Origin of the sequence: Nocardioides sp. CCNWLW239 (assembly GCF_037137035.1) — a bacterium.
Lineage (GTDB): Bacteria > Actinomycetota > Actinomycetes > Propionibacteriales > Nocardioidaceae > Nocardioides.
Map to the genome: position 1 here is coordinate 1,039,627 of NZ_JBBBNW010000002.1, position 23,914 is coordinate 1,063,540.

22 protein-coding genes are annotated in these 23,914 nt (G+C 71.3%); 7 read left to right on the forward strand and 15 right to left on the reverse strand.

Features of this window, described 5'->3' with window-relative positions; genetic code table 11:
* Positions 1–21 precede the first annotated feature (21 nt).
* The 3 genes from WBG06_RS10800 to WBG06_RS10810 all read right to left on the reverse strand — a co-directional run bounded on the left by WBG06_RS10800 (position 22) and on the right by WBG06_RS10810 (position 3,251).
* A complete protein-coding gene (locus WBG06_RS10800; RefSeq protein ID WP_336736620.1) occupies positions 22–753 on the reverse strand; it encodes an ABC transporter ATP-binding protein in 732 nt (243 codons plus the stop codon).
* Positions 750–2,042, reverse strand: coding sequence for an ABC transporter substrate-binding protein (locus WBG06_RS10805; protein WP_336736621.1), 1,293 nt, complete (start codon positions 2,040–2,042; stop codon positions 750–752). The genes WBG06_RS10800 and WBG06_RS10805 overlap by 4 nt, the downstream gene beginning before the upstream one ends.
* A gap of 249 nt (positions 2,043–2,291) precedes the next feature.
* Positions 2,292–3,251: a helix-turn-helix domain-containing protein gene (locus WBG06_RS10810; RefSeq protein ID WP_336736623.1), complete on the reverse strand. Its 960-nt coding sequence runs from the start codon at positions 3,249–3,251 to the stop codon at positions 2,292–2,294.
* A 138-nt stretch (positions 3,252–3,389) separates the two neighbouring features.
* Between WBG06_RS10810 and WBG06_RS10815 the strand changes: the two genes are divergently transcribed.
* Complete coding sequence (locus WBG06_RS10815; protein WP_336736624.1) at positions 3,390–3,920, forward strand: Dps family protein; 531 nt, start codon at positions 3,390–3,392, stop codon at positions 3,918–3,920.
* A gap of 92 nt (positions 3,921–4,012) precedes the next feature.
* Here the strand turns inward: WBG06_RS10815 and WBG06_RS10820 are convergent, their stop codons facing one another.
* From WBG06_RS10820 to WBG06_RS10830, 3 genes are all read right to left on the reverse strand, one after another.
* Positions 4,013–5,236, reverse strand: coding sequence for an NAD(P)/FAD-dependent oxidoreductase (locus tag WBG06_RS10820; protein ID WP_336736626.1), 1,224 nt, complete (start codon positions 5,234–5,236; stop codon positions 4,013–4,015).
* On the reverse strand, positions 5,233–5,595 hold the full coding sequence (locus WBG06_RS10825) for a non-heme iron oxygenase ferredoxin subunit (protein WP_336736628.1): 363 nt from the start codon (positions 5,593–5,595) through the stop codon (positions 5,233–5,235). Before WBG06_RS10825 ends, WBG06_RS10820 begins: the two co-directional genes overlap by 4 nt.
* Positions 5,596–5,689: 94 nt before the next feature.
* Positions 5,690–6,562, reverse strand: a complete 873-nt coding sequence (locus WBG06_RS10830) for an alpha/beta hydrolase family protein (RefSeq protein ID WP_336736629.1) — start codon at positions 6,560–6,562, stop codon at positions 5,690–5,692.
* 229 nt (positions 6,563–6,791) lie between these two features.
* Here WBG06_RS10830 and WBG06_RS10835 point away from each other — a divergent pair, with 229 nt between their 5' ends.
* On the forward strand, positions 6,792–7,202 hold the full coding sequence (locus WBG06_RS10835; protein ID WP_336736631.1) for a hypothetical protein: 411 nt from the start codon (positions 6,792–6,794) through the stop codon (positions 7,200–7,202).
* Positions 7,199–8,755 carry a multicopper oxidase family protein gene (locus tag WBG06_RS10840; RefSeq protein WP_336736633.1) on the forward strand — a complete coding sequence of 519 codons (1,557 nt, stop codon included), beginning with the start codon at positions 7,199–7,201 and terminating at the stop codon, positions 8,753–8,755. Before WBG06_RS10835 ends, WBG06_RS10840 begins: the two co-directional genes overlap by 4 nt.
* Before the next feature lie 17 nt (positions 8,756–8,772).
* On the opposite strand, the gene WBG06_RS10845 is transcribed toward WBG06_RS10840, so the two are convergent.
* From WBG06_RS10845 to WBG06_RS10865, 5 genes are all read right to left on the reverse strand, one after another.
* Positions 8,773–10,479: a cation:proton antiporter gene (locus WBG06_RS10845; protein WP_336736634.1), complete on the reverse strand. Its 1,707-nt coding sequence runs from the start codon at positions 10,477–10,479 to the stop codon at positions 8,773–8,775.
* Positions 10,480–10,542: 63 nt separating this feature from the next.
* Positions 10,543–10,947, reverse strand: coding sequence for a hypothetical protein (locus WBG06_RS10850; RefSeq protein ID WP_336736636.1), 405 nt, complete (start codon positions 10,945–10,947; stop codon positions 10,543–10,545).
* Positions 10,948–11,078: 131 nt separating this feature from the next.
* Positions 11,079–13,361, reverse strand: a complete 2,283-nt coding sequence (locus WBG06_RS10855) for a heavy metal translocating P-type ATPase (RefSeq protein ID WP_336736637.1) — start codon at positions 13,359–13,361, stop codon at positions 11,079–11,081.
* A 72-nt stretch (positions 13,362–13,433) separates the two neighbouring features.
* Positions 13,434–13,640 (reverse strand): heavy-metal-associated domain-containing protein, encoded by a 207-nt coding sequence (locus WBG06_RS10860; RefSeq protein WP_336736638.1) that lies wholly within the window; start codon positions 13,638–13,640, stop codon positions 13,434–13,436.
* Between the two features lie 43 nt (positions 13,641–13,683).
* On the reverse strand, positions 13,684–14,595 hold the full coding sequence (locus WBG06_RS10865; protein WP_336736640.1) for a hypothetical protein: 912 nt from the start codon (positions 14,593–14,595) through the stop codon (positions 13,684–13,686).
* A gap of 179 nt (positions 14,596–14,774) precedes the next feature.
* On the opposite strand from WBG06_RS10865, the gene WBG06_RS10870 reads away from it, so the two are divergent.
* Genes WBG06_RS10870 through WBG06_RS10880 form a run of 3 tightly spaced genes read left to right on the forward strand, consistent with a single transcriptional unit; the run spans position 14,775 to position 19,675 of the window.
* Positions 14,775–17,864, forward strand: a complete 3,090-nt coding sequence (locus WBG06_RS10870) for an ATP-binding protein (protein ID WP_336736641.1) — start codon at positions 14,775–14,777, stop codon at positions 17,862–17,864.
* A gap of 57 nt (positions 17,865–17,921) precedes the next feature.
* A complete protein-coding gene (locus tag WBG06_RS10875) occupies positions 17,922–19,364 on the forward strand; it encodes an MFS transporter (protein WP_336736643.1) in 1,443 nt (480 codons plus the stop codon).
* Positions 19,365–19,423: 59 nt separating this feature from the next.
* The gene (locus WBG06_RS10880) at positions 19,424–19,675 is read left to right on the forward strand and encodes a heavy-metal-associated domain-containing protein (RefSeq protein ID WP_336736645.1); all 252 of its coding nucleotides are present in this window, start codon (positions 19,424–19,426) and stop codon (positions 19,673–19,675) included.
* Here the strand turns inward: WBG06_RS10880 and WBG06_RS10885 are convergent.
* The gene (locus WBG06_RS10885) at positions 19,656–20,456 is read right to left on the reverse strand and encodes an alpha/beta hydrolase (RefSeq protein ID WP_336736647.1); all 801 of its coding nucleotides are present in this window, start codon (positions 20,454–20,456) and stop codon (positions 19,656–19,658) included. The two genes, WBG06_RS10880 and WBG06_RS10885, sit on opposite strands and share 20 nt — an antisense overlap.
* A gap of 25 nt (positions 20,457–20,481) precedes the next feature.
* Between WBG06_RS10885 and WBG06_RS10890 the strand changes: the two genes are divergently transcribed.
* Positions 20,482–21,054 (forward strand): PadR family transcriptional regulator, encoded by a 573-nt coding sequence (locus WBG06_RS10890; protein ID WP_336736648.1) that lies wholly within the window; start codon positions 20,482–20,484, stop codon positions 21,052–21,054.
* A 22-nt stretch (positions 21,055–21,076) separates the two neighbouring features.
* Here the strand turns inward: WBG06_RS10890 and WBG06_RS10895 are convergent, their stop codons facing one another.
* The 3 genes from WBG06_RS10895 to WBG06_RS10905 form a co-directional block, all read right to left on the reverse strand.
* The gene (locus WBG06_RS10895; RefSeq protein ID WP_336736649.1) at positions 21,077–21,688 is read right to left on the reverse strand and encodes an MBL fold metallo-hydrolase; all 612 of its coding nucleotides are present in this window, start codon (positions 21,686–21,688) and stop codon (positions 21,077–21,079) included.
* A complete protein-coding gene (locus WBG06_RS10900) occupies positions 21,685–22,785 on the reverse strand; it encodes an S-(hydroxymethyl)mycothiol dehydrogenase (RefSeq protein ID WP_336736651.1) in 1,101 nt (366 codons plus the stop codon). The genes WBG06_RS10895 and WBG06_RS10900 overlap by 4 nt, the downstream gene beginning before the upstream one ends.
* Positions 22,786–22,892: 107 nt before the next feature.
* Positions 22,893–23,912, reverse strand: coding sequence for an FAD-binding oxidoreductase (locus WBG06_RS10905; protein WP_336736652.1), 1,020 nt, complete (start codon positions 23,910–23,912; stop codon positions 22,893–22,895).
* Between the last annotated feature and the right edge of the window lie 2 nt (positions 23,913–23,914).

Below are 23,914 nucleotides of genomic sequence, written 5' to 3' on the forward strand. Positions count from 1 at the left end.
CTCGGTGAGCATTCCGCGGGCTCACGCGCCCTCCAGGTCAGGCGAGCCGAGATAGACGGCGGCGACGGCGTCGCTCGCCATCACCTCGCGCGGGTCGCCGGTGGCGACGACGTCGCCCTGGGCCAGGCACATCAACCGGTCCACGACCTGCAGCAATGCGTGCACGATGTGCTCGATCCAGACGACTCCGGTGCCGCCGTCGCGGATGGCGCCGATCGTCGCGATGAGCTCGGGTAGCTCGTGCTCGGTGAGGCCGCCGGCGATCTCGTCGAGGAGCAGCAGCCGGGGCTGGGTGGCCAGCGCGCGGGCGAGCTCGAGCCGCTTGCGGTCGAGCAGTCGCAGGGAGCCGGCGGGGGTGTTGGCGAGATGGGCGAGCGAGGCGGTCTCCAGCGCCTGCCAGGCCTGGTCGTTCGCCTCGCGGCGGCGCGAGCCGGCACCGAAGGTGGACCCGACCAGCACGTTCTCGAAGACGGTGAGCCCCTCGAAGGGGCGGGGGACCTGGAACGTACGTCCGATCCCGAGGGCCGTACGCCGGGCGGCAGGCATCCGGGTGACGTCGGCGCCGTCGAACCGGATCGTCCCGGCGTCGACCGGGAGAGTGCCGGTGACCAGGTTGAGCAGCGTCGACTTGCCGGCGCCGTTGGGGCCGACGATGCCGAGGGCCTCGCCCGCGGCCACCTGGAAGGAGACCGAGCGGGCCGTGACGACCTGGCCAAAGGACTTGGCCAGGCCGTCAGCTACGAGCAAGGTCACTTGAGAGCCTCGGGCTCGCCTCCGAGAGGTACGTCGGGAGCCAGCGAGTTCTGCACGACGACCAGCTCGAACGGGTGCTCTCCACCCTCGACCTGGCGCCACTGACCGCCCGCGAGGGAGGTCTTGGCGACGTACGGCGGGACGTTCTCGTCCTTGCCCCAGGCGACGTCACCGACGACCGTGGACACCTCGAGACCCGAGAGCGCCTCGGTGATCGCGTCGGCGTCGGTCGAGCCGGCCTCGGTCACCGCGGCGGTCGCGACCTCGAAGAGCGCGTGCGCGAAGCCCAGCGGCTGGGTCCACTGCTTGCCGGTCTTCTCCTCGTACGCATCCGCCAGCTCCTGCGCGGACTGGCCGGTCAGCGAGGACTTGTAGGGCGCGGTCGGGGTCCACCAGACCTCGGTGGACAGGTTGTGGGCGATCGGGCCCAGCGCCTCGACGCTGCTCGGGAAGAGCAGCGCCTTGCCGATGGTGGCGACCTTCGGGTTGTAGCCCTGCTGCTTCGCCTGCTGCCAGAAGGTGGTGAAGTCCGGCGGGATCGGGACGCCGACCAGGACGTCGTGACCCTTGTAGGCGCTGATCTGGGCGGAGAAGTCCTTGGTGCCGTTGGGGTAGTTGCCCGGGTTGTCGATCTTCACGCCGGACGCCTCGGTGAGCGCCGGGAAGTTGGCACCCCAGGCCTCGCCGTCGGGGTCCTTCGGGAAGAGACCGCCGGCCTTCTTGTTGTTGGGGACCTTGCTCCAGATGTCCTGGTAGACGGTGGCGACGTCCTCCAGGCCCCAGAAGAAGTGGTAGCTGTACTTCAGCTCCGCCGGCTTGTCGCCGCTGCGGATCGCGAACGGCTGCCACGGGGCGACCGTGGTGATGCAGGGAATCGAGTTGGCCTCGCACTGCTCCGAGACCGGGTTGACGATGTCGGGCGTCGAGGAGGCGACGATGATGTCGGCGCCGTCCTTGTTGATCAGGTCGCCGGCCACCGCCCCGGCCTTCGTCGTGTCGCTCTGCGCGTCGCGCACCACGATCTCGACGTCGAGCTCCTTGTCGCCGGCCTTGACCGGGTTGTCCTTGAAGTAGGTCTCCAGCTCGTCGACGACGAAGCTGTTCGCCTCGCCGAACGGCGCCGAGGAGCCCGTCTCCGTCGAGACGAATCCGATGGTCAGCGTGTCCTCGCCACCACCGCCTTCGTCGTCGATGCCGCCCGACCCGCATGCGGTCAGGGTCAGCGCCATCGCTGCGACACCTGCGGCGGCCAGGCTCAGGCCGCGTCCGGTGGTGAGTCCGTTGGGCACGTACGTCTCCTTCGAGAGTGGGGGTTCGAGAGTGTCGTCCCGCCGGTCCCGAGGGGGAGGATCGGATCCGGGTTGGCGGAAATCGGCATGGAAGACCTATCGGACTTTGGTGGACTTGTCACCCTTTCGCGCCGAGAAGTCGGGTACGTCGGCCGAGAAGTCGCTCCCGTCGACCGAGTTGGCAGCGCGGTGACCACTCGGCCGACGCGCCTGACGCCTCGGCCGGCGGGGGTGACGCCTCGGCTGGGATCAGGCGCGGGCGGCGCGGCGTACGTCTCCGGCGGTCACGCCGAAACGCTTGCGGAAGGCCTGGGAGAAGTAGGAGGCGGAGGTGAAGCCGCACCTCTCGGCGACGTCGATGGTGCGGATCGTCCGGTCCGATCCGGCGGCGAGCATCGCATAGGCGAGCTCGAGGCGCCGGCCGAGGATGTGGCGGGGGACGCTGGTGCCGGCGTCGGCGAAGAGCCGCGACAGGTGGCGCTCGGAGATGCCGGCGCCGGCGGCGACCGCCGTGGCGGAGAGGCCGGGATCGGCCAGATGGTCCTCGATGAACGCCTTCGCCGCGGCGCGGTGGGCGGTGGCCAGGGACACCTTGCCCTCGGTGGCGATCACCGAGATCAGGTCGAGCACGGCGCCCTCGTCGGCCGGCACCGGGTCGTGGGGTCGGAGCGCTCGACCGACCATCTGCACCAGGGCGCGACCGTGCGGGTCCTGATCCCTGCCGGCGTCGAGGACGAGCGGGGACGGCATGGATGCCATCCCCGTGCGGGCCGCGAAGGCGTCGATCGGGACCTTGACCGCGAGCTCCTCGAGACCGTGCCCGAAGCCGCGCAGGAAGGGCGCATCGACGTCGCACACGATCAGCTGGCCGGGGCGGATGATCGTGCGGCGGCCGGCGTACTCCAGGATCGCCTCGCCGCGGAGGCTGGCATAGACGGCGATCGACCGGGCCGGAATCTCCTTGACGAGGCTGGCCGGCCGCTCGACGACATGGCGGGTGGCCCGGACCCGCGCCAGATGGATCTGGTCGAGCTGCAGGTTGACCTCCTGCGCATCGAACCCGTGGTCGTCGATCGGCCGGCAGGACAGCGCGACCAGCGCGCAGGCGTTGTGGCGTTCCCAGGCCTCGACCTGCGCGTCCGCGCTCAGCCGGCTGGTCTCGAAGATCTCCGGACGACGAACCCTCGCGACGAGGGGAGAAGGCGGCACGTCTCGACTCTACGGCGTACCGGGAACCGCAGTCGACGACTTAGGGAAGACTTACCTTTCTGGAATGGTTCAAGAAAAGGTGGCACAGTGGGTGTCACCACGAAAGACCAACACTTCGATCTGGGGGATCCACCGAACATGACCACGAAGACCGACACCAGCAGCGCCACCCACACCTCGCACCCCGCGTTCGTCCCGAGCCCGGCGTTCGCGACCCAGATGCAGCGTCTGCTCGTCGATCTGACCGAGCTGAGCCTGCAGGGCAAGCAGCTGCACTGGAACGTCGTGGGCAAGAACTTCCGCGACATGCACCTCGTCCTCGACGAGGTCGTCGACGCCGCCCGCAACTTCACCGACGAGATCGCCGAGCGCATGCGCGCGCTCTACATCCTCCCCGACGGCCGCACCGGCACCGTCGCCGAGGACACCACCCTCGCGCCGCTCCCCGCGACCGAGGTCGACACTGCGACCGCCGCCGACCTCGCCGCCGCCGCGCTCTACGCCACCTCGAAGACCGCTCGTGACATCCACGACGACATCGACGCCGAGGACCCGACCACTGCCGACCTGCTCCACGCGATCATCACCCGCGTCGAGCAGCTCGCCTGGTTCATCGACTCGGAGAACCGCGTCGCCAACCAGTCGAAGCCGGCTCAGCTCACCGTCTGACCCTCCTCACCCACGGAAGGCGCCCCGCGAGCTGCTCGCGGGGCGCCTTTCCCGCTTGTCACCGGATGTCATCGGCGGGGCTGCGCCGAGAGCTACCTGGTCCCGCGCAGCAGCTTGCGCAGGTCGGTCGCGGGATCGGCGAGATCAGATGCCCGTACGTCGACCCCTCGGTCGATCATCCGCCGCGCCGCGCGCACGGCGTTGGGGTCGTCCACCGCCACCGCGCCGATGACACGCTCGCCGCGGAGCGTGAACACCGAGAAGGGCGGCTGGCCGACCACGCCGCGTACGACGGTCTGATGCTCCGCGTCCGGCGAGCGCATCTCGCCGACGCCTTCGACGTGGAGGCCGTACCGGTCCGACCACCACCAGGGTGCAGTAGCGGGCGGGGGCGCTGACCCGAGGATGGTCGCCGCCGCCCGGGCGCCGTCCCGCTGGGCGGCCTCCCAGTGCTCGGCACGAGGGTGGTCGCGGAGGCGGGCGCAGTCTCCGACCGCGAGGACCGACGGGTGGCTGGTCACCTGGCCGGAGTCGACCAGGATGCCGCGGGAGGTCTCCAGGCCCGCGGCCTCGGCGAGCCCGGTCTCGGAGACCAGACCGACCGCCAGGAGCACGACGTCGAACCGGCGCGAGTCAGGCTCGCCCTTGAGCTGCACGGCGACCCCGGCCCGGGCCTCCAGCAGCGTCTCGACCGTGGTCGTGAGCGCCTCCCCACCATGCTCGGCGTGCAGGCCGTGCAGCCACCTGGCCACCTCGGTCCCGACGGCTGCGGCAAGAGGAGGGTCGAGCGGATCGACGAGGACCACCTCGGCCCCCAGCCCGCGAGCGGTCGAGGCGACCTCCGCGCCGATCAGGCCGCCACCCACGATCAGCAGCCGCGCGCCGGGCACCAGCTGCGTACGCAGCCTGTCGGCGTCCGCGACGTCCCGCAGCACATGGACGGGCGCGTCTCGTCCGAGCTGGCCGAACGTCGGTCGCACCGCTCGACCGCCCGTGGCGAGCACGATCCGGTCCGCCGGCAGCACCCGCCCGTCGGCGAGCTCGACCTCGCCGGCGTCCGGGCGCACCGAGACGGCGACAGCGTCACCGATCAGTGAGATCTGCTGGTCGGCGTACCAGTCCGGGCGCTGCAGCGCGATGGCGTCGAGCGGCTTCTCGCCGGCCAGGTATGCCTTCGACAGCGGCGGGCGGTCATAGGGAACGGCGTCGGCCGAGACGAGCGTCAGCTCACCGGCGTACCCGTTCTTCCGCAGCTCCGCGACGGTCGACACACCGGCGATGCCACCACCGACGACGACAACCGAGGTGACCGTCACGGCCTCTCGCCGGGGAAGAGGTAGACCTCCCCGTCACGCACCTCGACCCGGTGCGGCACGGTGTCGCGCGTGGCCGGGAGCCCGTCGACCTTGCCGGTCTTGAGGTTGAACCGCGAGGAGTGCAGCGGGCACTCGACGTCGCCGTCCTCGACCCAGCCCTCGGCCAACGAGGCGGTCTCGTGGGTGCAGGTGTCGTTGAGGGCCCAGCAGGTGCCGTCGTCGTCGCGCAGGATGGCGATGTCGTCCTCGGTGCCGGTGATCTTCGAGGAGATCGCGATGCCCTCACCCTCGGGGATGTCATCGACGGACGCGACGCGGATGCCTGTGCTGTTTTCGACGTTTCCACTATTTCCGGTCATGCCCCCATCTTCCAATGCCACACACAAGGAACCGGCCACCTCCCCCGAGGTGGCCGGTTCGTGGGGGACATTCGGACGGTTCAGGACCGCCGGATCAGTCCGGGCAGGTGTTGCGGTAGTCGGACAGGTTGATCGAGGACGGCGCCGGGCAGAGGAACTGCGAGTAGCGGGTGTCGTCGTCGACGTAGCGCTTCAGCCAGGTGACGAACAGGCGTCCTTGCCAGTCGTCGTCGGTGTTGGCGATGAGATGGTCGCCGTTGTTGATCTCTCCGTACGCCTTCTCCCGGGCACCGGTGGCCGAGGTGTAGAACGGGATCGAGTGGGACGACACCGGCGCGACGGTGTCCAGCTCGGCGCCGATGATCATGGTCGGGACCTGGATGCCGGGCCAGGTCTTGTCGGTGTGCCAGGGCTGGAGCGCGACCGCGGCCTTGATCGAGGAGTCCTGGTTGGCGGCCTCCAGCGTTCCGCCGCCGCCCATCGAGTGGCCGGAGACGGCGATCCGCGACTCGTCGAGACGGGTGGCGACCGCGGAGGACGCGCTCGACTTCAGGTAGCGCACCGCGGCGAGGATCTGCGTTCCACGGCTCTCGGGCTGGTCGTAGCGGGAGTTCGTGTCGATCGCGAAGACCACGAACCCGTGGGAGGCGACCCGACGGGCGACCGACGCGTAGGACGTGGACGAGGCCGTGAAGCCCGGCGCGAGGACGACACCGCCGAACGTGCCCTGGGTCGTCGACGTGGGGTAGTAGATCGTGCCGCCGCCGAAGCCGGTGACCAGTGAGGACACCGACGTCGAGGAGAGCGCGAACGTGCCGTTGTCCAGGACGCTGGACGCGGTGGGGTCGGGCCCGCGCTCGTACGGGCTCTCGGCCTCGGCCGGGGCGACCAGGCCGAGCAGGGGGAGGGAGACGGCCGCAGCGACCGCCGCAACGCGAAGGGAGAGTGATCTGAGCACCGAGCTCATGGGGGTCAGCTCCTTCGTACATCCGGCCCCGGGCTGTCCGGGATGTCCGGTTGAGAATCGAAGGTAACGGCGCCGTTACCGGCCTGGCACCGTCGCGGAAACAGAACGTGTTTGGGCGACCCGCCCAAGAACCAGGACGTACGTTCCGGGGCCGACCCCGACAGAGCGTCCGCGACGATCAGGGGAACACCCGATGCCATAGGTACCGCGGCTACATATCGTCTTCGGTGTGACCACCGAGATATCCGAGCGCCGACCACGCATCAGCCTCTTCTGCTTCCGCGCAGTCGCGGTCGTCACGGCGCTCTTCGCGATCGGGCAACCGATCTTCATCGGCTCCTACTTCTCCGGCACCTTCGAGGCGCTGGGGCTGCACACCGCCGGAGCGGCAGCGCTGCAGGGCCTCGCCCTGCTGCTGCCGGTCGCCGCGGGTGCTGTCGTCGCGATGCGCGGGCGATGGTGGTTCCTCGTCTGGTCGCTCGTGCTCTTCCTCCTCATCCACGTCCAGGCCGTCCTGGGCTACACCCGGGTCCTGCAGTGGCACGTCCCGGTCGGGGTCCTCACCGTCGGCATCGCGGTGGCGCTGGCCATCGCCTCGCTGCGTCGTGGTGCGGGCAGCCCGCGGGAGGCCCGGCGATGAGGATCGGACGACGCGCCCTGATCGGCGCCGGGCTCGCGGCGCCGATCGCCGGGTCCCTGGCCGCCTGCGGCGATGCCCCCGGGCAGACCGGACGGATCCTGCACAGCGCCGCACGGCTGCCGAAGGCGTACGCCACACCGTTGCCGTTGCCGCCGGTCAAGCGCCCCTCGGACGGCCTGATCGAGATCACCCAACGCTCCGCGTCGGTGGAGGTCCTGCCCGGGCTGAAGACCGAGATGATGACGTACGACGGGGTCTTTCCCGGTCCGACGCTGGAGACCCGGCGGGGCGAGCCGGTGACCGTGCGCCACACCAACGCGCTCATGCTGCCCACCGCGACGCATCTCCACGGCGGGCACACGCCGGCGGAGAGCGACGGCTGGCCGACGGATCTGCTGGTGCCGCCCGGTTTCAACACCTACCAAGCCCATCCGGCCGGGCACGACGGCGGACACCAGCCGATGGTCGACCCGAACGCGCAGGTCAGCACGGGGAGGCGGGACTACCGCTATCCGCTCGAGCAGCCCGCCACGACGCTCTGGTACCACGACCACCGGATGGACTTCACCGCCCCGCAGGTGTGGCGTGGGCTGGCCGGTTTCCACATCATCCGCGACGATGAGGAGGACGCTCTCTCGCTGCCGCGTGGCGTGCGAGAGATCCCGCTGATGATCGCCGACCGGGCCTTCGACGAAGACGGTGCGCTGCGCTATCCCGCGCTCGACCCGGAGCTGCTGAGCACGCCCGGGGTCGAGAACCGCTACATGGCCGGCGTGCTCGGCGACGTCATCCTGGTCAACGGCGCCCCGTGGCCGGAGGCGGAGGTCGACGCGGCGCAGTATCGGCTGCGACTGCTCAACGCCTCCAACGCGCGCCGCTACACGCTCAGTCTGACGACCGACGACGGGAAGCCGGTGAGCTTCACCCAGATCGGATCCGACGGCGGACTCCTCGCCGCCCCCGCTGAGCACCACGAGATCACGATGGCGTCGGGCGAGCGGTTCGACGTCGTCGTCGACTTCCGTTCGCTGCCGCCGGGGACGACCGTCGAGATGCGCAACGGCCTGGGGACCGGACGGACCGCTCAGGTGATGCGCTTCCGGATCGCCCGCCGCGCGGCCGACGACGTGCGGATCCCGGAGCGGCTGGCCGACGTGCCCGAGCCCGAGAAGCCCGACGGCGCGGTCGTCCGCAGGTGGCACTTCCGCCAGGCGAGGGTGCACGGCCGCAAGGGCTGGGGCATCAACGGCAAGCCCTTCGACCCGGCCGTCCCGCAGGCCCAGGTGCCGCTGGGCTCGACCGAGATCTGGGAGTTCTTCACCGACGCGCACCACCCCGTCCACGTCCACCTCTCGCCCTTCCAGGTCCTCCGCCGCGGCAACCGCGGGCCCGGCCCGATGGACCTCGGCTGGAAGGACACCGTCGACGTACGTCCGTACGAGGCCGTCCGGGTCCGGGTCAGGTTCGAGAAGTACGCCGGGAGGTTCCTCATCCACTGCCACAACCTGGAGCACGAGGACATGGCCATGATGGCCGGCTTCGAGACTGTCTGACCCCACCCAGTGGTGGCTCAGCTCACGTCGAGCCGCTTCTCCATGTCGTCGAGCATCCCCTCGACCTTGCGGTAGGTGTGTGAGCTGTATGCCCCGATGCTGCGCTCGGCGGCGAGCGCGTCCCGCATCGCGTCGAGGTAGCGCCGCTGCAGGATCATCGTCTGCTCCAGCACATCGGGGCGCATCGCCGGCGCCTCACGGACCCCGGCGAGGACCCGCGGGAGGATCCGGTCCTTGAGCTTGGTGACGAGCTGCGGGTCGATCGGCTCGCCGTCGATGGTCTGCGACTCCAGCGGTCCCAGGGCGTCGATCGCGTCCTCACCGACCTGGCGCAGCAGAGCACGGAACGCGTCGTGGCGGTCCTGGGACGACTCGCCGGGGAACCGCATCCGCCGGATCACGGCGGGGAGGGTGAGCCCGAAGAGCACGAGCGTGATGAGTGCGACCAGGAAGGCGGCGAGGACGACGGTGGCGCGGTGGGAGGTGCCGGCCGGGATGGTCTGGGCGGCGGCGACGGTGACGACCCCACGCATCCCGGCCCAGCCGATCGTGACGAAGCCACGCTTGGTGATCGGTTCGCGCTCCTCGAAGTCGATGTCGGCGCGGCTGCGCGCCAGCCGCCGCCTGGCCGAGACGATCCGGGTGTCCTCGCGGTCGTCGTCAGGGTCCAGCGAGTCGAGCTTCTCCTCGAACTGGTCCAGGCGGGCGCGTACCTCCTCCTGGGTCGCCTCCTGGTCCCGCAACGCGGGGCCGGCGAGCCCGGCGAACCGGAGCACCACGAGCAGCGCGACCACGATCAGGACGAGACCGGTCATCTCACCGAGCGTCGTCTCGCCGCGGGCGGCATCGACCAACTCCGGCAGCTGGTAGCCCATCGCCAGGAAGACGCCGCTCTCCAGGATGAAGTTGAACGTCGACCAGGTGGTCGCCTGCGTCTGCCGGTCACGAGCGCTGAACCGGCGGCTGCCCAGCGCGCCGGTGACCAGTCCGGCGACGACGACCGCGAGCACACCGGACGCGTTCAGCTCCTCGGCCGGGAAGTAGGCGACGAAGGGCACCGCGAACGAGATCGTCGTGTTCAGCACCGGGTCGTCCAGACGCTCGCGCAGCAGCACGGTCAGCCAACCGACCACGCCACCGATCACGAGCGCGCCGACGACCGCCCAGCCGAACTCCAGGGCCGTACGCCCCAGCGAGAACGAGCCGGTCGCCGCGATCCCCGCGACGGCCGTACGGAGCACCACGAGCGCGGACGCGTCGTTGACCAGGCTCTCCCCCTCCAGCACCGTCATCACCCGAGGGGGCAGCCCGACCCGCCGTCCGATCGCCGTCGCCGCCACCGCGTCGGTGGGGCTGACGACCGCGCCGAGCGCGACCGCGAGCGGGAACGAGATCGCCGGGAACAACCAGTGGACGACCGCACCGATCACCAGAGCCGAGACGATCACCATCACGACCGAGAGCCAGCTGATCAGCCGGAGGTTGCGCCGGAAGTCGATCACCGGCAGGTTGACGGCGGAGGAGTAGAGCAACGGTGGGAGCACTCCGGCCAGGATCAGCTCCGGGTCGAGCTCGATCTGCGGCGCACCGGGGAGATAGCTCGCCCCGATCCCGAGCCCGACGAGCAGCAGCGGCGCCGCCACCCCCGTACGCCGCGAGAACACCGACGCCGCGATCATGATCGCCAGCGCCGCCCCGACGATCAGCAGCACGTGATGGTCCACGCTCGGAGTCTAGGCTCGCTGAGCCGCGAGATCGGGGAGCGGCGACCGGCGATCAGCCGATGGTCACACGCACTTCGTCATGGCCTCGGTGAGCTTCTCGTCACCCATCAGGGCGGAGACGGACGAAGGGTCGGTGATGGCGTCGAGGTCCACGTTGTCCATGAAGGCGGCCGACATGCACGTCGCCTGGTCGTCGGTCATGCCCGCCTTGACGTACATCTCGGTGAGGTAGTCCTCGAAGCCCTCCGGGTCGTTCCTCGGGTCGGGGACCTCCCCGGCGGCGGGCGCCGCGGCCTCGGTCTCCTCCGCGGCCTCGGTCTCCGGGGCGGCGGCGGCCTCCGTCTCCGCAGTCTCCGCGGCGGGCTTCGAGCCCGGCTCCTCGCTCTCGGAGCCACACGCGGTGGTGGCGCCCAGGAGCATCACGGGGACGGCGACGGCGGCCGCAATACGACGTACATCGATCTTCATGTTCGACATCATCGGCAGGCCGCTCGACGACTGTCCACACGTTCGCGCAGAAGTGCGGAAACGTTGGGTTCGCCCGGCCATCGACCGTCAGCCGATGACCAGGCGAGCTCCGTGCTCTCAGTTCTGTGCTCTCAACGGAAGCGGCGCAGCCGGAGACTGTTGCTCACCACGAACACCGACGAGAACGCCATCGCGGCGCCGGCGAGCATCGGGTTGAGCAGGCCGGCGACCGCGAGCGGGATCGCGGCGACGTTGTAGGCGAACGCCCAGAACAGGTTGCCCTTGATCGTGGCCAGCGTCTTGCGGGAGAGCCGGATCGCGTCGGCCGCGACCCGCAGGTCGCCGCGGACGAGGGTCAGGTCGCTGGCCTGGATGGCCACGTCGGTGCCGGTGCCCATCGAGAGGCCGAGGTCGGCCTGGGCCAGGGCCGGGGCGTCGTTGACGCCGTCTCCGACCATCGCCACCACGCGACCCTCCTCCTGCAGCCGGCGCACCACCGCGACCTTGTCCTCGGGGAGGACCTCCGCGATGACGGTGTCCGCGGAGACCGGGATCCCGACCTCGGCGGCAACCGACCTGGCCACCGTCTCGTTGTCGCCGGTGAGCAGGACCGGGGTCAGGCCCAGGCGCTGGAACTCCGCGATCGCCTCGGCCGAGGTCGGCTTGATCACGTCGTTGACGACCAGGACGCCTCGGGCCTGCCCGTCCCAGCCGACGGCGACGGCGGTGCGACCCTCGCTCTCGGCAGCAGCCATCGCGGAGGCGAGGTCCTCGGGCAGGTACTGGCTCCACTCCTCCAGCAGCCGGACCCGGCCGACGAGGACGGCGTGACCCTCGACGATGCCCTGCACCCCCAGGCCCGGGACGTTGGCGAAGTCCTCGGCTGCGGGCAGGGTGCCGACGCGGGCCTCGGCCCCGGACGCGATGGCCCGGGCGATCGGGTGCTCGGAGGCGTGCTCCAGGGCGCCGGCCAGCCGGGCGATCTCGTCGGCGTCCTCGCCGGGTGCGGCGATCACGTCGGTCAGAGTCATGGTGCCGCTGGTGACGGTGCCGGTCTTGTCGAGCACGATCGTGTCGATCTTCCGGGTGCTCTCGAGCACCTCCGGGCCCTTGATCAGGATGCCCAGCTGGGCGCCGCGTCCGGTGCCGACCATCAGGGCCGTGGGCGTCGCCAGACCGAGCGCGCACGGGCAGGCGATGATCAGCACCGCCACCGCCGCGGTGAACGCGGTGGCGGCACCCGCACCCGCGCCGAGCCAGAACCCGAGGGTGATGGCGGAGAGGGCGAGCACGATGGGTACGAAGATCCCCGAGATCCGGTCGGCGAGCCGCTGCGCCGCGGCCTTGCCGGTCTGCGCCTCCTCGACCAGGCGCGCCATCTGGGCGAGCTGGGTGTCGGCGCCGACCCGGGTCGCACGTACGACGATGCGCCCGCCGGCGTTCACGGTGGCCCCGGTGACCGCGTCACCGGGGGCGACCTCGACCGGCACGGACTCGCCGGTCAGCATCGCCGCGTCGATGGCGGAGGAACCGTCCTCGACGATGCCGTCGGTGGCGACCTTCTCCCCGGGACGTACGACGAACAGGTCGCCGACAGCGAGCTCGTCGACCGGGATCCGGGTCTCGGACCCGTCGCGGAGGACGGCGACCTCCTTGGCACCGAGCTCGAGGAGCGCGGTGAGGGCGGCGCCCGCACGGCGCTTCGAGCGGGCCTCGAAGTAGCGGCCGGCCAGGATGAACGTGGTGACGCCGGCGGCTGCCTCGAGATAGATGTTGCCGAGTCCGTCGGTGCGCTCGATGGTGAGGCTGAACGGGTGGGTCATCCCAGGCTCGCCGGCGGTGCCGAGGAACAGCGCGTAGAGCGACCAGCCGAGCGCGGCCAGGGTGCCGATGGAGACCAGCGTGTCCATCGTTGCAGCGCCGTGGCGGGCGTTGGTCCACGCGGCCCGGTGGAACGGCGCGGCGCCCCAGACGACGACCGGGGCAGCGAGCGTCAGCGAGAGCCACTGCCAGCTCTCGAACTGCAGCGCGGGCACCATCGCCATGAGCACGACCGGGACGGTGAGCAGAGCCGAGATCAGCAGCCGTCGCCGCAGCGGGGCGACCGGATCCGTGGAGTCCCCGTCGGTGGCCGAAGCGCTCGACGGGGCCGCCTCGCGGCGAGGCTCCGTCGCCCCGTACCCGGCGCTCTCGACGGTCGCGATCAGCACGCTCGCGTCGATGTCGGCCTGGTCCGCGTCGACGGAGATCTTCGCCTTCTCGGTCGCATAGTTGACGGTGGCGGCGACACCGTCGAGCTTGTTGAGCTTGCGCTCGATCCGGTTGGCGCACGACGCGCAGGTCATGCCGTTGATCTCGAGCTCGAAGTCGGTGGTCGGTGCGGAGGATGGTGTGGAGGTTTCGGAGACGGTCATCACTGGTGTCCTTCGGTGGGTGGATCGGCGTACGCGTCGGCTCCCCGCTCACGAGGAGCCGACGCGGGTGGATCAGCTCGCCAGCTGGTAGCCGGCGTCCTCGACCGCGCGCCGAACCTGCGCGGGGTCGAGCTCGTTCTCGGAGGTGACGGTCACCTGGCCGGTGGCCAGGTCGACGTCGACGGAGGAGACGCCCGCGATCTGGGTGACCTCTTCCGTGACGGAGCTGACGCAGTGGCCGCAGGTCATCCCGGAAACGGTGTAGGTGGTGCTGCACATGGTGCTTTCCTCTCTCTGTGGTGGACCCTGCTCAGGCAGGGGGTCAGTGGGTCTCAGCGACCGCGGTGAAGGCCGCGGTGCGCACCTCGCCGGCGTGCTGGAAGTCGAGGAACAGGCGGTACGTCCCGGCCGACGGCACCTCGGCCGAGAAGGTGATCTCCGGGCCGGGCTCGGTGCTCCCGTCGCCGGGCGCCCCTTCGGGGTGGACGTGGAGGTAGGCGAGGTCGCCGTCGCGGAGCGCGACCAGGTGGCCGTACGCCTCGAGGTAGGGCTCCAGGTCGGTGACCGGCTCGCCGTCCTTGGTGACGGTCAAGGTGAGCCGCGAGGTCTTGCCGGCGACCAGATGACCGTCCAGATCCACCCGGTAGGGGCTGATCGCGCTGGATCCGGCGGCCGGCGGGAGCGGCTGCGGCTCGTAGGTGCCGCCGACGAAGAGGTCCTGCCCCAGGGTCAGGCCCTCGGCGGCCGCCTCCGGCTGGAAGTCGGCGAAGACGCGGTAGGTGCCGGCCTCGGCGAGGTCGGCGCCGACCGACCAGGTGCCGTCGGCGGCCATCACCGGGTGCACGTGCTGGAAGGTGGCCAGGTCGCGGCGTACGACGATCAGGTGGAGCTTCTTCCCGTGGGCGGTCGCGAACCGGGTGACCGGCTCGTGGTCGTCACCGAGGATCCGGAACCGCAGCGTGGCGTCGGCCGTGCGCTGGTAGCGGTCCTCGACGAGGTCGAGGGTGTAACCGGCCTCGGTGACGTTGAGCCCGGTGGCCGCGGGTGCCGACTTCCCGCCGTGACCGGCGTGACCGGCGTGGCCTCCGTGGCCGTCGCTGGTGGTCCCGTGCTCCTGGTGGGTCTGGCGCTCCGGCTCGCCGAGCGGGCCGGCGGCGGCGCCGACGGCGGAACCGAGGCCGCCGAGGGCAACGACGGCTCCGGCGAACACACCTACTTTGACGAGGGCGTTCATGTGATCTCTCCTGGCTCGAATCGATGACTCTCGATGACGTGACAGAGGCTGCTGCGCCGGTCTGTCCGCGTACTGTCTCGGCGTTGTCGGGGCCCGGACAGTGACCTGGGCAGTGACCCGGACAGGGACCCGGACAGTGCTCTCGGCAGCGACCAGGAAGGTCTGGCTACGATCTCGCTGTGCTGCCGACCCCGACCTCGAGCGACCTCCGGTTCGGGCTGCTCGGCCCGTTCGAGGTGACGGTCGACGATGAGCCCGTCAAGATCCCCGGCTCGGCCGAACGGGCGCTGCTCGCGGTGCTGCTCCTGGCGCGTGGGCGGATTGTGCCGGCGTCGGCGCTGATCGACCGGCTGTGGGCCGACTCTTCGCTGCCGGCGGACCCGCTCAACGCCCTTCAGCTCCGGGTCTCCAAGCTGCGCCGCGTGTTCAAGGCCGTCGGGATCGACCTGGTGCAGCGCGACGGCGGTGGCTATCGGGCGGCGGTCGATCCCCGGAGCATCGACGCCGAGGCGTTCGAGCGCCGGATCCGGGAGACCCGCACCTCGGTCGCGGGGTCCGGGAGCCCGACCGAGGAGGATCTCGCCGCCTACGACACGGCGCTCGGCCTCTGGCGCGGCGACGCGCTGGCCGACTTCGCCACCGAGTCGTGGGCGGTGCCCGAGTCGGTGCGGCTGGAGGACCTCCGCCGGACGGCCTACGCCGAGCGCGCCCAGATCGCGCTGTCGCTGGGGCGGCACGCCGAGGTCGTCACCGACCTCGAGCCGCTGCTGCGCACCGATCCGACCCATGAGGCGATGGCCGGTCTGCTGATGGTCGCGCTCTACCGCACCGGTCGGCAGGCCGATGCCCTCGAGGTCTTCACCCGCACCCGGAAGACGCTGGACGCCGATCTCGGCCTCGAGCCGTCGGCCTCGCTGCGGTCGCTCCACGAGCGGGTGCTGCGGCAGGATCCGTCGCTCGGCTCCTCCTGGGAGGTCGCCCTGTCCACGACGGCGACGGCGCCTCGGCGCGCCCGGTCCGCCGCGCAGCTCTCCAACCTCCCCGCCGATCTCACCCCGCTCGTCGGACGAGACGAGCTGCTCGCCTCGCTGAGCGAGCGCGTCGGCACGTCCAGGCTCACCACCCTCGTCGGCCCCGGCGGCTCCGGGAAGACCTCCCTCGGCCTGCACGCCGCCCAGCGCCTCGCCGACCGGTTCCCGGACGGCACCTTCCTCGTCCGGCTCGCCTCGATCCGCAGCCGCGAGCACATCGTGCCGGCGGTCGCCGCAGCCGTGGCGATGCCGCAGGACGGCTCGGCGATCGACCTCCAGACCCGGCTGGTCGAGTTCCTGGCCGACAAGCACCTGCTCCTGGTCGTCGACAACTGCGAGCACCTCATCGACCCCGTCGCGGCGCTGGTCGAGGAGCTGCTGGCCCGTTGTCCGCAGCTCACCGTCATCGCCACCAGCCGCGAGCCGCTCGCCCTGCCGAGCGAGGTGCAGACCCTCGTCGGGCCGCTCCCGACACCGCTCGAGGACGACGACGCCGAGACGATCGCGGCGACCGCCTCGGTGCAGCTCCTGGTCAGCAGGATCGCGACAGCGCTGCCCAGCGCCGGAAGCGACCCGGAGACGTACGCGGCACTCGGTCGCATCGCCCGCGCGCTCGACGGCATGCCGCTGGCGCTCGAGCTGGCCGCGGCGCGAGCGTCCGCGCTGTCTCCGAGCGACCTCGCCGACCGGCTCGACCAGCGGTTCACGCTGCTCACCTCGGGCCCACGGACGGCGGAGGAGCGTCAGCGTACGCTCCGCGCGACCGTCGACTGGAGCTACGACCTGCTCGACGACCTGGAGAAGCGCGTCTTCGAGGGGCTCGCGGTGTTCCACGGCGGCTGGACCCTGACCGCCGCCGAGCAGGTCCTCGCCGACGACGAGACCGACCCCAGCCAGGTGATCCACGCCGTGGGCCGGCTGGTCGAGCAGTCCCTCATCGTCGCCGAGCGCGGCCCGGTCACCCGCTACCGGATGCTCGAGACGCTGCGCGAGTACGCCGCAGACCGGCTCTCCCGCACCGACCGGACCGACGCGCTGGCCACCCGGCACGCGCACCACTACGTCCTGGTCGCGGAGCGGTCGGCGCAGGCGCTACGTGGTCAGGGCGACCCGCGGGCGCGGAACCTCCTGGTCGACGAGCAGGCCAACGTACGATCCGCGATCGCCTGGCTGGAAGGCCCCGGCGGCGACATCGACGCCGCCCTGCGGCTGGCCGGCCACCTGGGCCTCTTCTGGCACCAGGGCCGCCATCTCGAGGGACGCCGGATCCTGCGCCACCTTCTCGAGCAGGACCGCGGGACCCCCGCGGCCCGGGCGGCGGCTCTGCAGGCGGTGTCGCTGGTCGCGCGCCCTCGGGCCTGCGTCGTCCATCCGCATCCCCGCTGTGCCGAGGCGGCGCGCGAGAGCCTGGCGATCTTCACCGAGAACGGCGACGTCGACGGGGCCGCGGTCTCGCAGGTGCTGCTCGCGGTCGAGGGCGTCAACGGGCAGGACCCCGACGCCTCGGCGCTCCTGGAGACCGCCGAGCGGTCATTCCGCGACCGCGGCGACCGCTGGGGGCTCGCCGTCGTCGGGTTCGTCCGGCTCGAGACCGCCCTCAAGGCCCGGGACGAGCCGACAGCGATGCGGCTGGGGCGGGCCACCGCCGCCGAGTTCCGTCACCTCGACGACCCCTGGGGACAGAGCGCGGTCCTCTACCACCTCGGCTACGGCCTGCGGCACTTCGGACGACTGCGGGAGTCGGCCCGCACCCTCGAGCAGGCGATCGACGTCGCCGCCTCCGCCGGCATCCACAACACCGTGCAGTGGGCCCTCGCCGACCTCGGGATCACCCACCTGGGTCTGGGGGACATCGAGTCGGCCGAGGACGCGTTCCGCCGCGCGGAGCTGGCCTCACGCCACGTCGGCGACCGCGCCGGTTCCGTCCTGGCGGCGTACGGACGTGGTCGGCTCGCCGAGCGCCGCCACGACTGGTCGACGGCCATCGACCTGTTGACCACGGCGATCCAGGGCTTCGAGACCCTGGAGACGCCCGCGATGACAGCGAAGGCGACGCTGGCGCTGGCCCGCTGCCACGAGCAGCTCGCCGAGGTGGAGGCAGCCACGGAGCGCTACCAGGAGGCCCGCACCCTCGGCCTCGCCACCGGGGAGATCGCCCTCGCCGACCAGGCGAACGAAGCGCTGACCCGGCTCGATGACTCCAGGGCGGACGGCGCCCGGACAGACCAGGGACAGTAGCGCGGGACAGGTTCTCCTCACGCGGTCGAACGGCCGCCCTGACGAAAAGAGAGAACCATGTCTTCGACAGCATCCCCGGCGGCGGGTGCCAACAGCCGCCGCTGGCTCGCGCTCGGCCTCATCGCCGCCGCCCAGTTCATGGTCATCATGGACACCTCCATCATCGGCGTCGCGCTCCCCGAGATACAACGCGATCTCGGCTTCGCCCCGCAGGACCTCAGCTGGGTGTTCAACGCGTACGTGGTGGCCTTCGGTGGCCTCCTCCTGCTCGGCGGGCGGCTCTCCGACCTGCTCGGCGCCCGCCGGATCTTCGCCATCGGCTGGCTGGTCCTCGGTGTCGGCTCGCTGGTCGCCGGACTGGCCGACGGCGTCGCCGTCGAGATCGCCGGTCGCGCCGTCCAGGGCGCCGGATCGGCGCTCATCGCACCCTCGGCGCTGACGCTGCTGTTCATGAACTTCGGGGCCAACCCGAAGGAGCTCACCAAGGCGCTCGCGCTCTACGGTGCGGCCGCCCCTGCCGGCGGCACGGCCGGCGTGTTCCTCGGCGGCGTGCTCACCGAGTACCTGTCCTGGCCGTGGGTCTTCTTCATCAACATCCCGATCGCCCTCGTCGTCCTCGCCCTGACGCCGGGCACGATGCCGGCAGGGGCCGCACAGCGAGGTCGCATCGACGTGCTCGGCGCGCTGACCGTCACCTTGGGTCTGGCCGCGGTGGTGTTCGCGGTCGTACGCGTCCCCGAGGTCGGCTGGGGATCGGCCAGCACGCTCGTCGCCGGCGGCATCGGCATCGCCCTCCTCATCGCGTTCGTCGCCCTGCAGGCCGGCTCGTCGGCGCCGCTCATGCGCCTGGGCATCTTCAAGGCGCCGAACCTGGCCGCCGCGAACATCGCGCAGCTGCTGCTCGGCGCCGCCTGGATCCCGATGTTCTTCTTCATCAACCTCTACCTCCAGCAGGTCCTCGGGCTCGGCGCCTTCGAGTCCGGCGCGGCCCTGCTGCCCATGACGGTGACGATCATGCTCGGCATGGTGGCCGTCGCCCCGCGGCTGACCGCGGCGTTCGGACCGAAGGCGATGACCGTCGGCGGCCTGATCGTCCTCGGTCTCGGCCTGGTCTGGCTCTCCCGGATCGACGCCGACGGCAGCTTCGCCGTCGACGTGCTGCCGGCGACGCTGGTCACCGCAGCAGGCATGGCGCTGGCCTTCATCCCCTCGCTGAGCACCGCGCTCGGTGCGGCCGCCCCCGAGGAGGGTGGCCTCGCGGCCGGGATCGTCAACACCAGCTACCAGGTCGGCTCCGCGCTCGGGCTGGCGGCAATGACCGTCGTCGCCGCCGCGTACGGATCCGACCAGGTCGGTGACCTGGCCGCCATGACCGACGGCTTCTCGGCCGGGTTCCTCGGCGCCGCCGGGATCGCTCTCGCCGGCGCGGTGATCACCGGGATCGGCTGGAAGTCGGCTCGCGCCGAGACCCCGGCCGAGTCGGTGCCCGCCGGTCGGTAGCAGCCCACTCGTCGTGGCCCCGGACCCGTCCGGGGCCACGAACGCACAAGGAGACCACCATGCAGACCATCCAGCTGTACGTCGAGGGCATGCGCTGCCCTCGCTGCGTCCGTGAGGCCACCGCCCGGCTCCGGGACCTGCCCGGTGTCGCCACCCTCACCGCCGACCGCGACACCGGCCAGATCACCGTCACCGGGGACGTATCCGGCGCCCACCTGCTCGACGCCCTGGCAGGCAGCAGCTTCACCGCCCGGATCCTCCCCGTGACCGCCGGCTCCGGAGAGTCAGGGGTCATCGCGTCGCGTACGTGACGATCTGCTGACCGAGCGGCGTGAGCCGGCCCTCCTCGACGACCAGGTCCCAGCCGTGGCCGCCCTCGGCGGGCACGAACTCCGACGACGTCGCCTGCGCCAGCGCGCGGGCGGCGTCGGCCTCGTCGGCACCGTCGGTGTCCGCGGCGAGGGCGATCAGGCCCGGAGTCGTGATGGAGTCGGCAACCGTGGCCAGGTCGACGCCTGCCCACGTCGACGGCCCGGACAGGTCGACCCAGCCGTCGACGGCGACTCCGCCGGCCACCGCACGCACGGCCTGGCTGCCTCCCATCGAGGCACCGACCAGCACGACGGGCGCGTCCGGCCACTGCTTCTCGACCTCGCTCAGGGCGGCCTGCACCTGGGGCACCGGGTCGTCGAGATCCTTGATCCCGCACTCCGCGGAGCCGTAGCCGCACTGGTCGAACGAGAGACCGGCCACCCCGCCGAGGGCCGCGAGCGTCGCGAAGTCTCCCCAGCCGCAACGGTCGCCGTCGGTCTGGTGGAGCATCACCAGCACGGCCGAGGGGTCCTGGTCACCGGGCGGGGAGAACCGGATCGCCGGCAGCTCGAGCTGCGGCCCGGACACCTGGATCGGTTCGACCGCGACGTCGGTCTCCGGCAGGAAGCATCCGCCGAGCTCGCCCTCGATGTAGGGACCGTCCGTGGGCAGGACCGGCCCCGACGGGGTGGCTTCCTCCGGATCCCCGGCACGGCCCTCCGCGCCGCACCCGGTCACCAGCATGCCCACCACCGCCGCGCCGGCCACTACCTCCCTCATCCGCCGCATATGTCAATATTGACATATGACCGATCCAGCCGCAGCGATTTCCAACCTCGGCTTCGCGATCCTCGGCCTGCTCGCTCGACGGGAGAGCACGGGCTACGAGGTCGCCCAGCGGATGCGGCGGCCGATCGGCTACTTCTGGACCGCGCGCCACTCGCAGATCTACCCGGAGCTGAACCGTCTCGACGCCGCCGGAATGGTCGAGCACGAGGTCATCGACGGCGCCGGCCCGCGGCCGACGAAGCGCTACCGGATCACCGAGACCGGCCGGGCCGCGCTGGCCGCCTGGGTCGTCGGCGAGCTCGAGCCACAGCCGGTCCGGGACCTCGAGGTCCTCCGGCTGTGGTCGATCTGGACCGTGGACCCCGAAGCCGCCGACGATCTCATCGGCAGGCTCGAGGACACCCACCAGAGCGTCCTCGACCGCTACCTCGAGGAGCTGGCCGAGGTGGCCGGCCAGCCGGGCGCCCGCGATCCCGCGAACCCCCTGTTCGCCACGCGGATCACGCTCGAAGGCGGGATCAGATCACGGCGTACGGCACTGGAGTGGTGTGCCTGGATGCGCGCAGAGCTCGCCGCGGCCAACCGTTGACCGGTCGCTGACCAGCCTCCGATCAGCTCAGGCCGGCAGCCTCGGCAGCGATCGTGGTGTCGTCACCGTGCCCGGTGTGGACGACCGTCTCTCCGGGAAGCGTGAACAGCTTGGCCCGGATGGACGCCTCGATGGTCGGCCGGTCGCTGAACGAGCGCCCGGTGGCCCCGGGACCTCCCTGGAACAGGGTGTCGCCGGTGAAGACGCACCCCAGCGACGGCACCGAGAGACAGACCGCTCCCGGTGCGTGACCCGGCGTGTGCAGGACGGTCACCGCGGTGTCGCCGATCTCGATGACCTGCCCGTCGGAGAGGTCGGCGTCCCACAGCTCGTCGGGGTGGGTGAGCTCCCACAGCGGCCGGTCGTCGGGATGGAGCAGGATCGGGGCCCGGACGGCCTCGCGCAACGCCGGCGCCACACGTACGTGGTCGTCGTGGGCATGCGTGCAGACGATCGCCTTGACGCGGCGGCCGTCCACCACCGCCAGGATGTCCTCGACCGAGTGCGGTGCGTCGATGACCAGGCACTCCTCGTCGTCGCCGACCACCCACAGGTTGTTGTCGACCTGATGGGTCTCGCCGTCGAGGCTGAACGTGCCGCTCGTGACGGCGTGGTCGACGCGTACGCCGGTCACAGGACCACCACCGAGCGCAGCACGCCACCACCGTGCATCTTCTCGAAGGCGGCCTCGACGTCCTCGATCCCGATCTCCTCGGTCACGAAGGCGTCCAGGTCGAGCCGTCCCTGGCGGTAGAGATCGACGAGCATGGGGAAGTCGCGGCTGGGCAGACAGTCGCCGTACCAGCTGGACTTCAGCGCGCCGCCACGGCCGAAGACATCGATCAGCGGGATCTCGGGCACCGTCATGTCGGGCGTGGGCACACCGACGAGCACGACCGTGCCGGCGAGGTCGCGGGCGTAGAAGGCCTGCTTCCAGGTCTCCGGGCGCCCGACCGCCTCGACGACGATGTCGGCACCGTCGGCACCCACGTACGTCTCGCCGCAGATGCGCCGGATCTCCTCGACGGGATCGGTCGTCGAGGAGTCCACCGTGTGGGTGGCGCCGAGAGCAGCGGCCTGCTCGAGCTTCTTGGCGTCGATGTCGACGGCGATGACCGGGCTCGATCCGGCCAGGGCCGCACCGGCGATCGCGGCCACCCCGACGCCACCGCACCCGATGACCGCCACCGATCGGCCACGGGTCGCGCCGCCGGTGTTGATGGCGGCACCGATGCCCGCCATCACGCCGCAGCCGAGCAGGCCGACCGCTGCGGGCCGCGCCTCCGGGTCGACCTTCGTGCACTGGCCCGCCGCGACCAGCGTCTTCTCCGCGAACGCTCCGATCCCCAGGGCGGGCGAGAGCTCGGTGCCGTCCTCGAGGGTCATCTTCTGGGTGGCGTTGAAAGTCGCGAAGCAATACTGCGGCTCACCGCGCTTGCAGGCCCGGCAGGTGCCGCAGACCGCGCGCCAGTTGAGCACCACGAAGTCGCCCGGCGCCACCTCGGTCACGTCCGGACCGACCGCCTCGACCACTCCGGCGGCCTCGTGACCCAGCAGGAACGGGAACTCGTCGTTGATCCCGCCCTCGCGGTAGTGCAGGTCGGTGTGGCACACCCCGCACGACTGGATCTTGACCACCGCCTCGCCCGGACCCGGGGCGGGTACGTTGATCGTGACGAGCTCGACGGGCGCGCCCTTGGCGCGGGCGATGACGGCCTTGACCTGCTGCATATCTCTCCTCTCGAGGCACCGGATTCGTCCGGTCGCTCGTGCTCCATCCTGGGGGTTCGTGATATATCTCGGCAAGGGTCGATCTCGGCCTGAGACGTTTCCCCGGGTCAGCCGGACCCGCGGCCGTCGGCCGGCTCGAACTTCTCCCGGTGGATGAGCCGAGGTGCCATCCGGCGCCGCTTGAACGCCTTGACCCCGGCCTCGACCAGCGCCGGGGACCCGCACAGCCAGCCGGACCAGCCCCGGGCGCTGGCGACGTCCTCGACGAAGGCATCCGGGGCGTAGCCGCTGCGGTGGCCGCGCAGCGACTCCCGGGAGAGCACCGTGACGACGCTGAAGCCGCGATACGTCGCGGCCAGCTCCGCGAGCCGGTCGGTGTCGTAGATGTCCGCGGCGGTGCGTACTCCGTGGTAGAGCACCATCGTGCGGTCCGGGTGCCGCTCCAGCGCCGTGCGAGCGATGCCGAGCAGGGGCGCCAGGCCGGTGCCACCGCCGATGAGCACCATCGGCCCACCGTCGTCCTCGTCCGCTTCGGGGACATGGAAGTCACCGAGCGGGCCGCGCACGTCCACCCGGTCACCGACCGCCGCCGCCCCGAAGAGCCACTCGCTGGCCACCCCGCCGGGGATGCGGCGTACGTGGAGCTCGAGGACCTTGTCCTCCTCGGCGGTGTTGGCCAGCGAGTACTGGCGCCGCTCGGAGGTGCCGGGGACCAGCAGCTCGACGTACTGTCCCGCCGAGAACGCGAGCGGCTCCTCCAGGCCGAGCAGGATCCGCCGGGTGTCCCGGGCGATGTCCTCGACCTCGACGATCGTGGCGGTGAGGTCGCGCAGCGCATGGGTCGTACGTCCCATCTCCTCGCCGCGCAGGGCGACCTCGGTCTCGGCGAGCGGACGGGCCTGGCAGGCGAGGGCCAGGCCCGCCTCCCGCTCCTCCGCGGTCAACGTGTCGAGCGGCGAGCCGCCGTGATCCACCTCGCCGCAGACGACCTGCAGCTTGCAGGTGCCGCAGGTGCCCTGGTTGCAGGAGTTCGGCATCCAGATCCCGGCCCGGAGGAAGGCCTCGAGCATCGACTGGTCCTCGGCGCACTCGACGCGGCGGCCGGAGACGCTGATCGCGGTGACCACGG

Excerpts from the sequence above, each read along its gene's own strand:
- WBG06_RS10815 (WP_336736624.1), top strand. The coding sequence starts at position 3,390 with ATGACCACGAAGACCGACACCAGCAGCGCCACCCACACCTCGCACCCC.
- WBG06_RS10825 (WP_336736628.1), bottom strand. The coding sequence starts at position 5,595 with ATGACCGGAAATAGTGGAAACGTCGAAAACAGCACAGGCATCCGCGTC.
- WBG06_RS10830 (WP_336736629.1), bottom strand. The coding sequence starts at position 6,562 with ATGAGCTCGGTGCTCAGATCACTCTCCCTTCGCGTTGCGGCGGTCGCT.
- WBG06_RS10840 (WP_336736633.1), top strand. The coding sequence starts at position 7,199 with ATGAGGATCGGACGACGCGCCCTGATCGGCGCCGGGCTCGCGGCGCCG.
- WBG06_RS10850 (WP_336736636.1), bottom strand. The coding sequence starts at position 10,947 with ATGAAGATCGATGTACGTCGTATTGCGGCCGCCGTCGCCGTCCCCGTG.
- WBG06_RS10855 (WP_336736637.1), bottom strand. The coding sequence starts at position 13,361 with ATGACCGTCTCCGAAACCTCCACACCATCCTCCGCACCGACCACCGAC.
- WBG06_RS10860 (WP_336736638.1), bottom strand. The coding sequence starts at position 13,640 with ATGTGCAGCACCACCTACACCGTTTCCGGGATGACCTGCGGCCACTGC.
- WBG06_RS10865 (WP_336736640.1), bottom strand. The coding sequence starts at position 14,595 with ATGAACGCCCTCGTCAAAGTAGGTGTGTTCGCCGGAGCCGTCGTTGCC.
- WBG06_RS10875 (WP_336736643.1), top strand. The coding sequence starts at position 17,922 with ATGTCTTCGACAGCATCCCCGGCGGCGGGTGCCAACAGCCGCCGCTGG.
- WBG06_RS10880 (WP_336736645.1), top strand. The coding sequence starts at position 19,424 with ATGCAGACCATCCAGCTGTACGTCGAGGGCATGCGCTGCCCTCGCTGC.
- WBG06_RS10885 (WP_336736647.1), bottom strand. The coding sequence starts at position 20,456 with ATGAGGGAGGTAGTGGCCGGCGCGGCGGTGGTGGGCATGCTGGTGACC.
- WBG06_RS10890 (WP_336736648.1), top strand. The coding sequence starts at position 20,482 with ATGACCGATCCAGCCGCAGCGATTTCCAACCTCGGCTTCGCGATCCTC.
- WBG06_RS10900 (WP_336736651.1), bottom strand. The coding sequence starts at position 22,785 with ATGCAGCAGGTCAAGGCCGTCATCGCCCGCGCCAAGGGCGCGCCCGTC.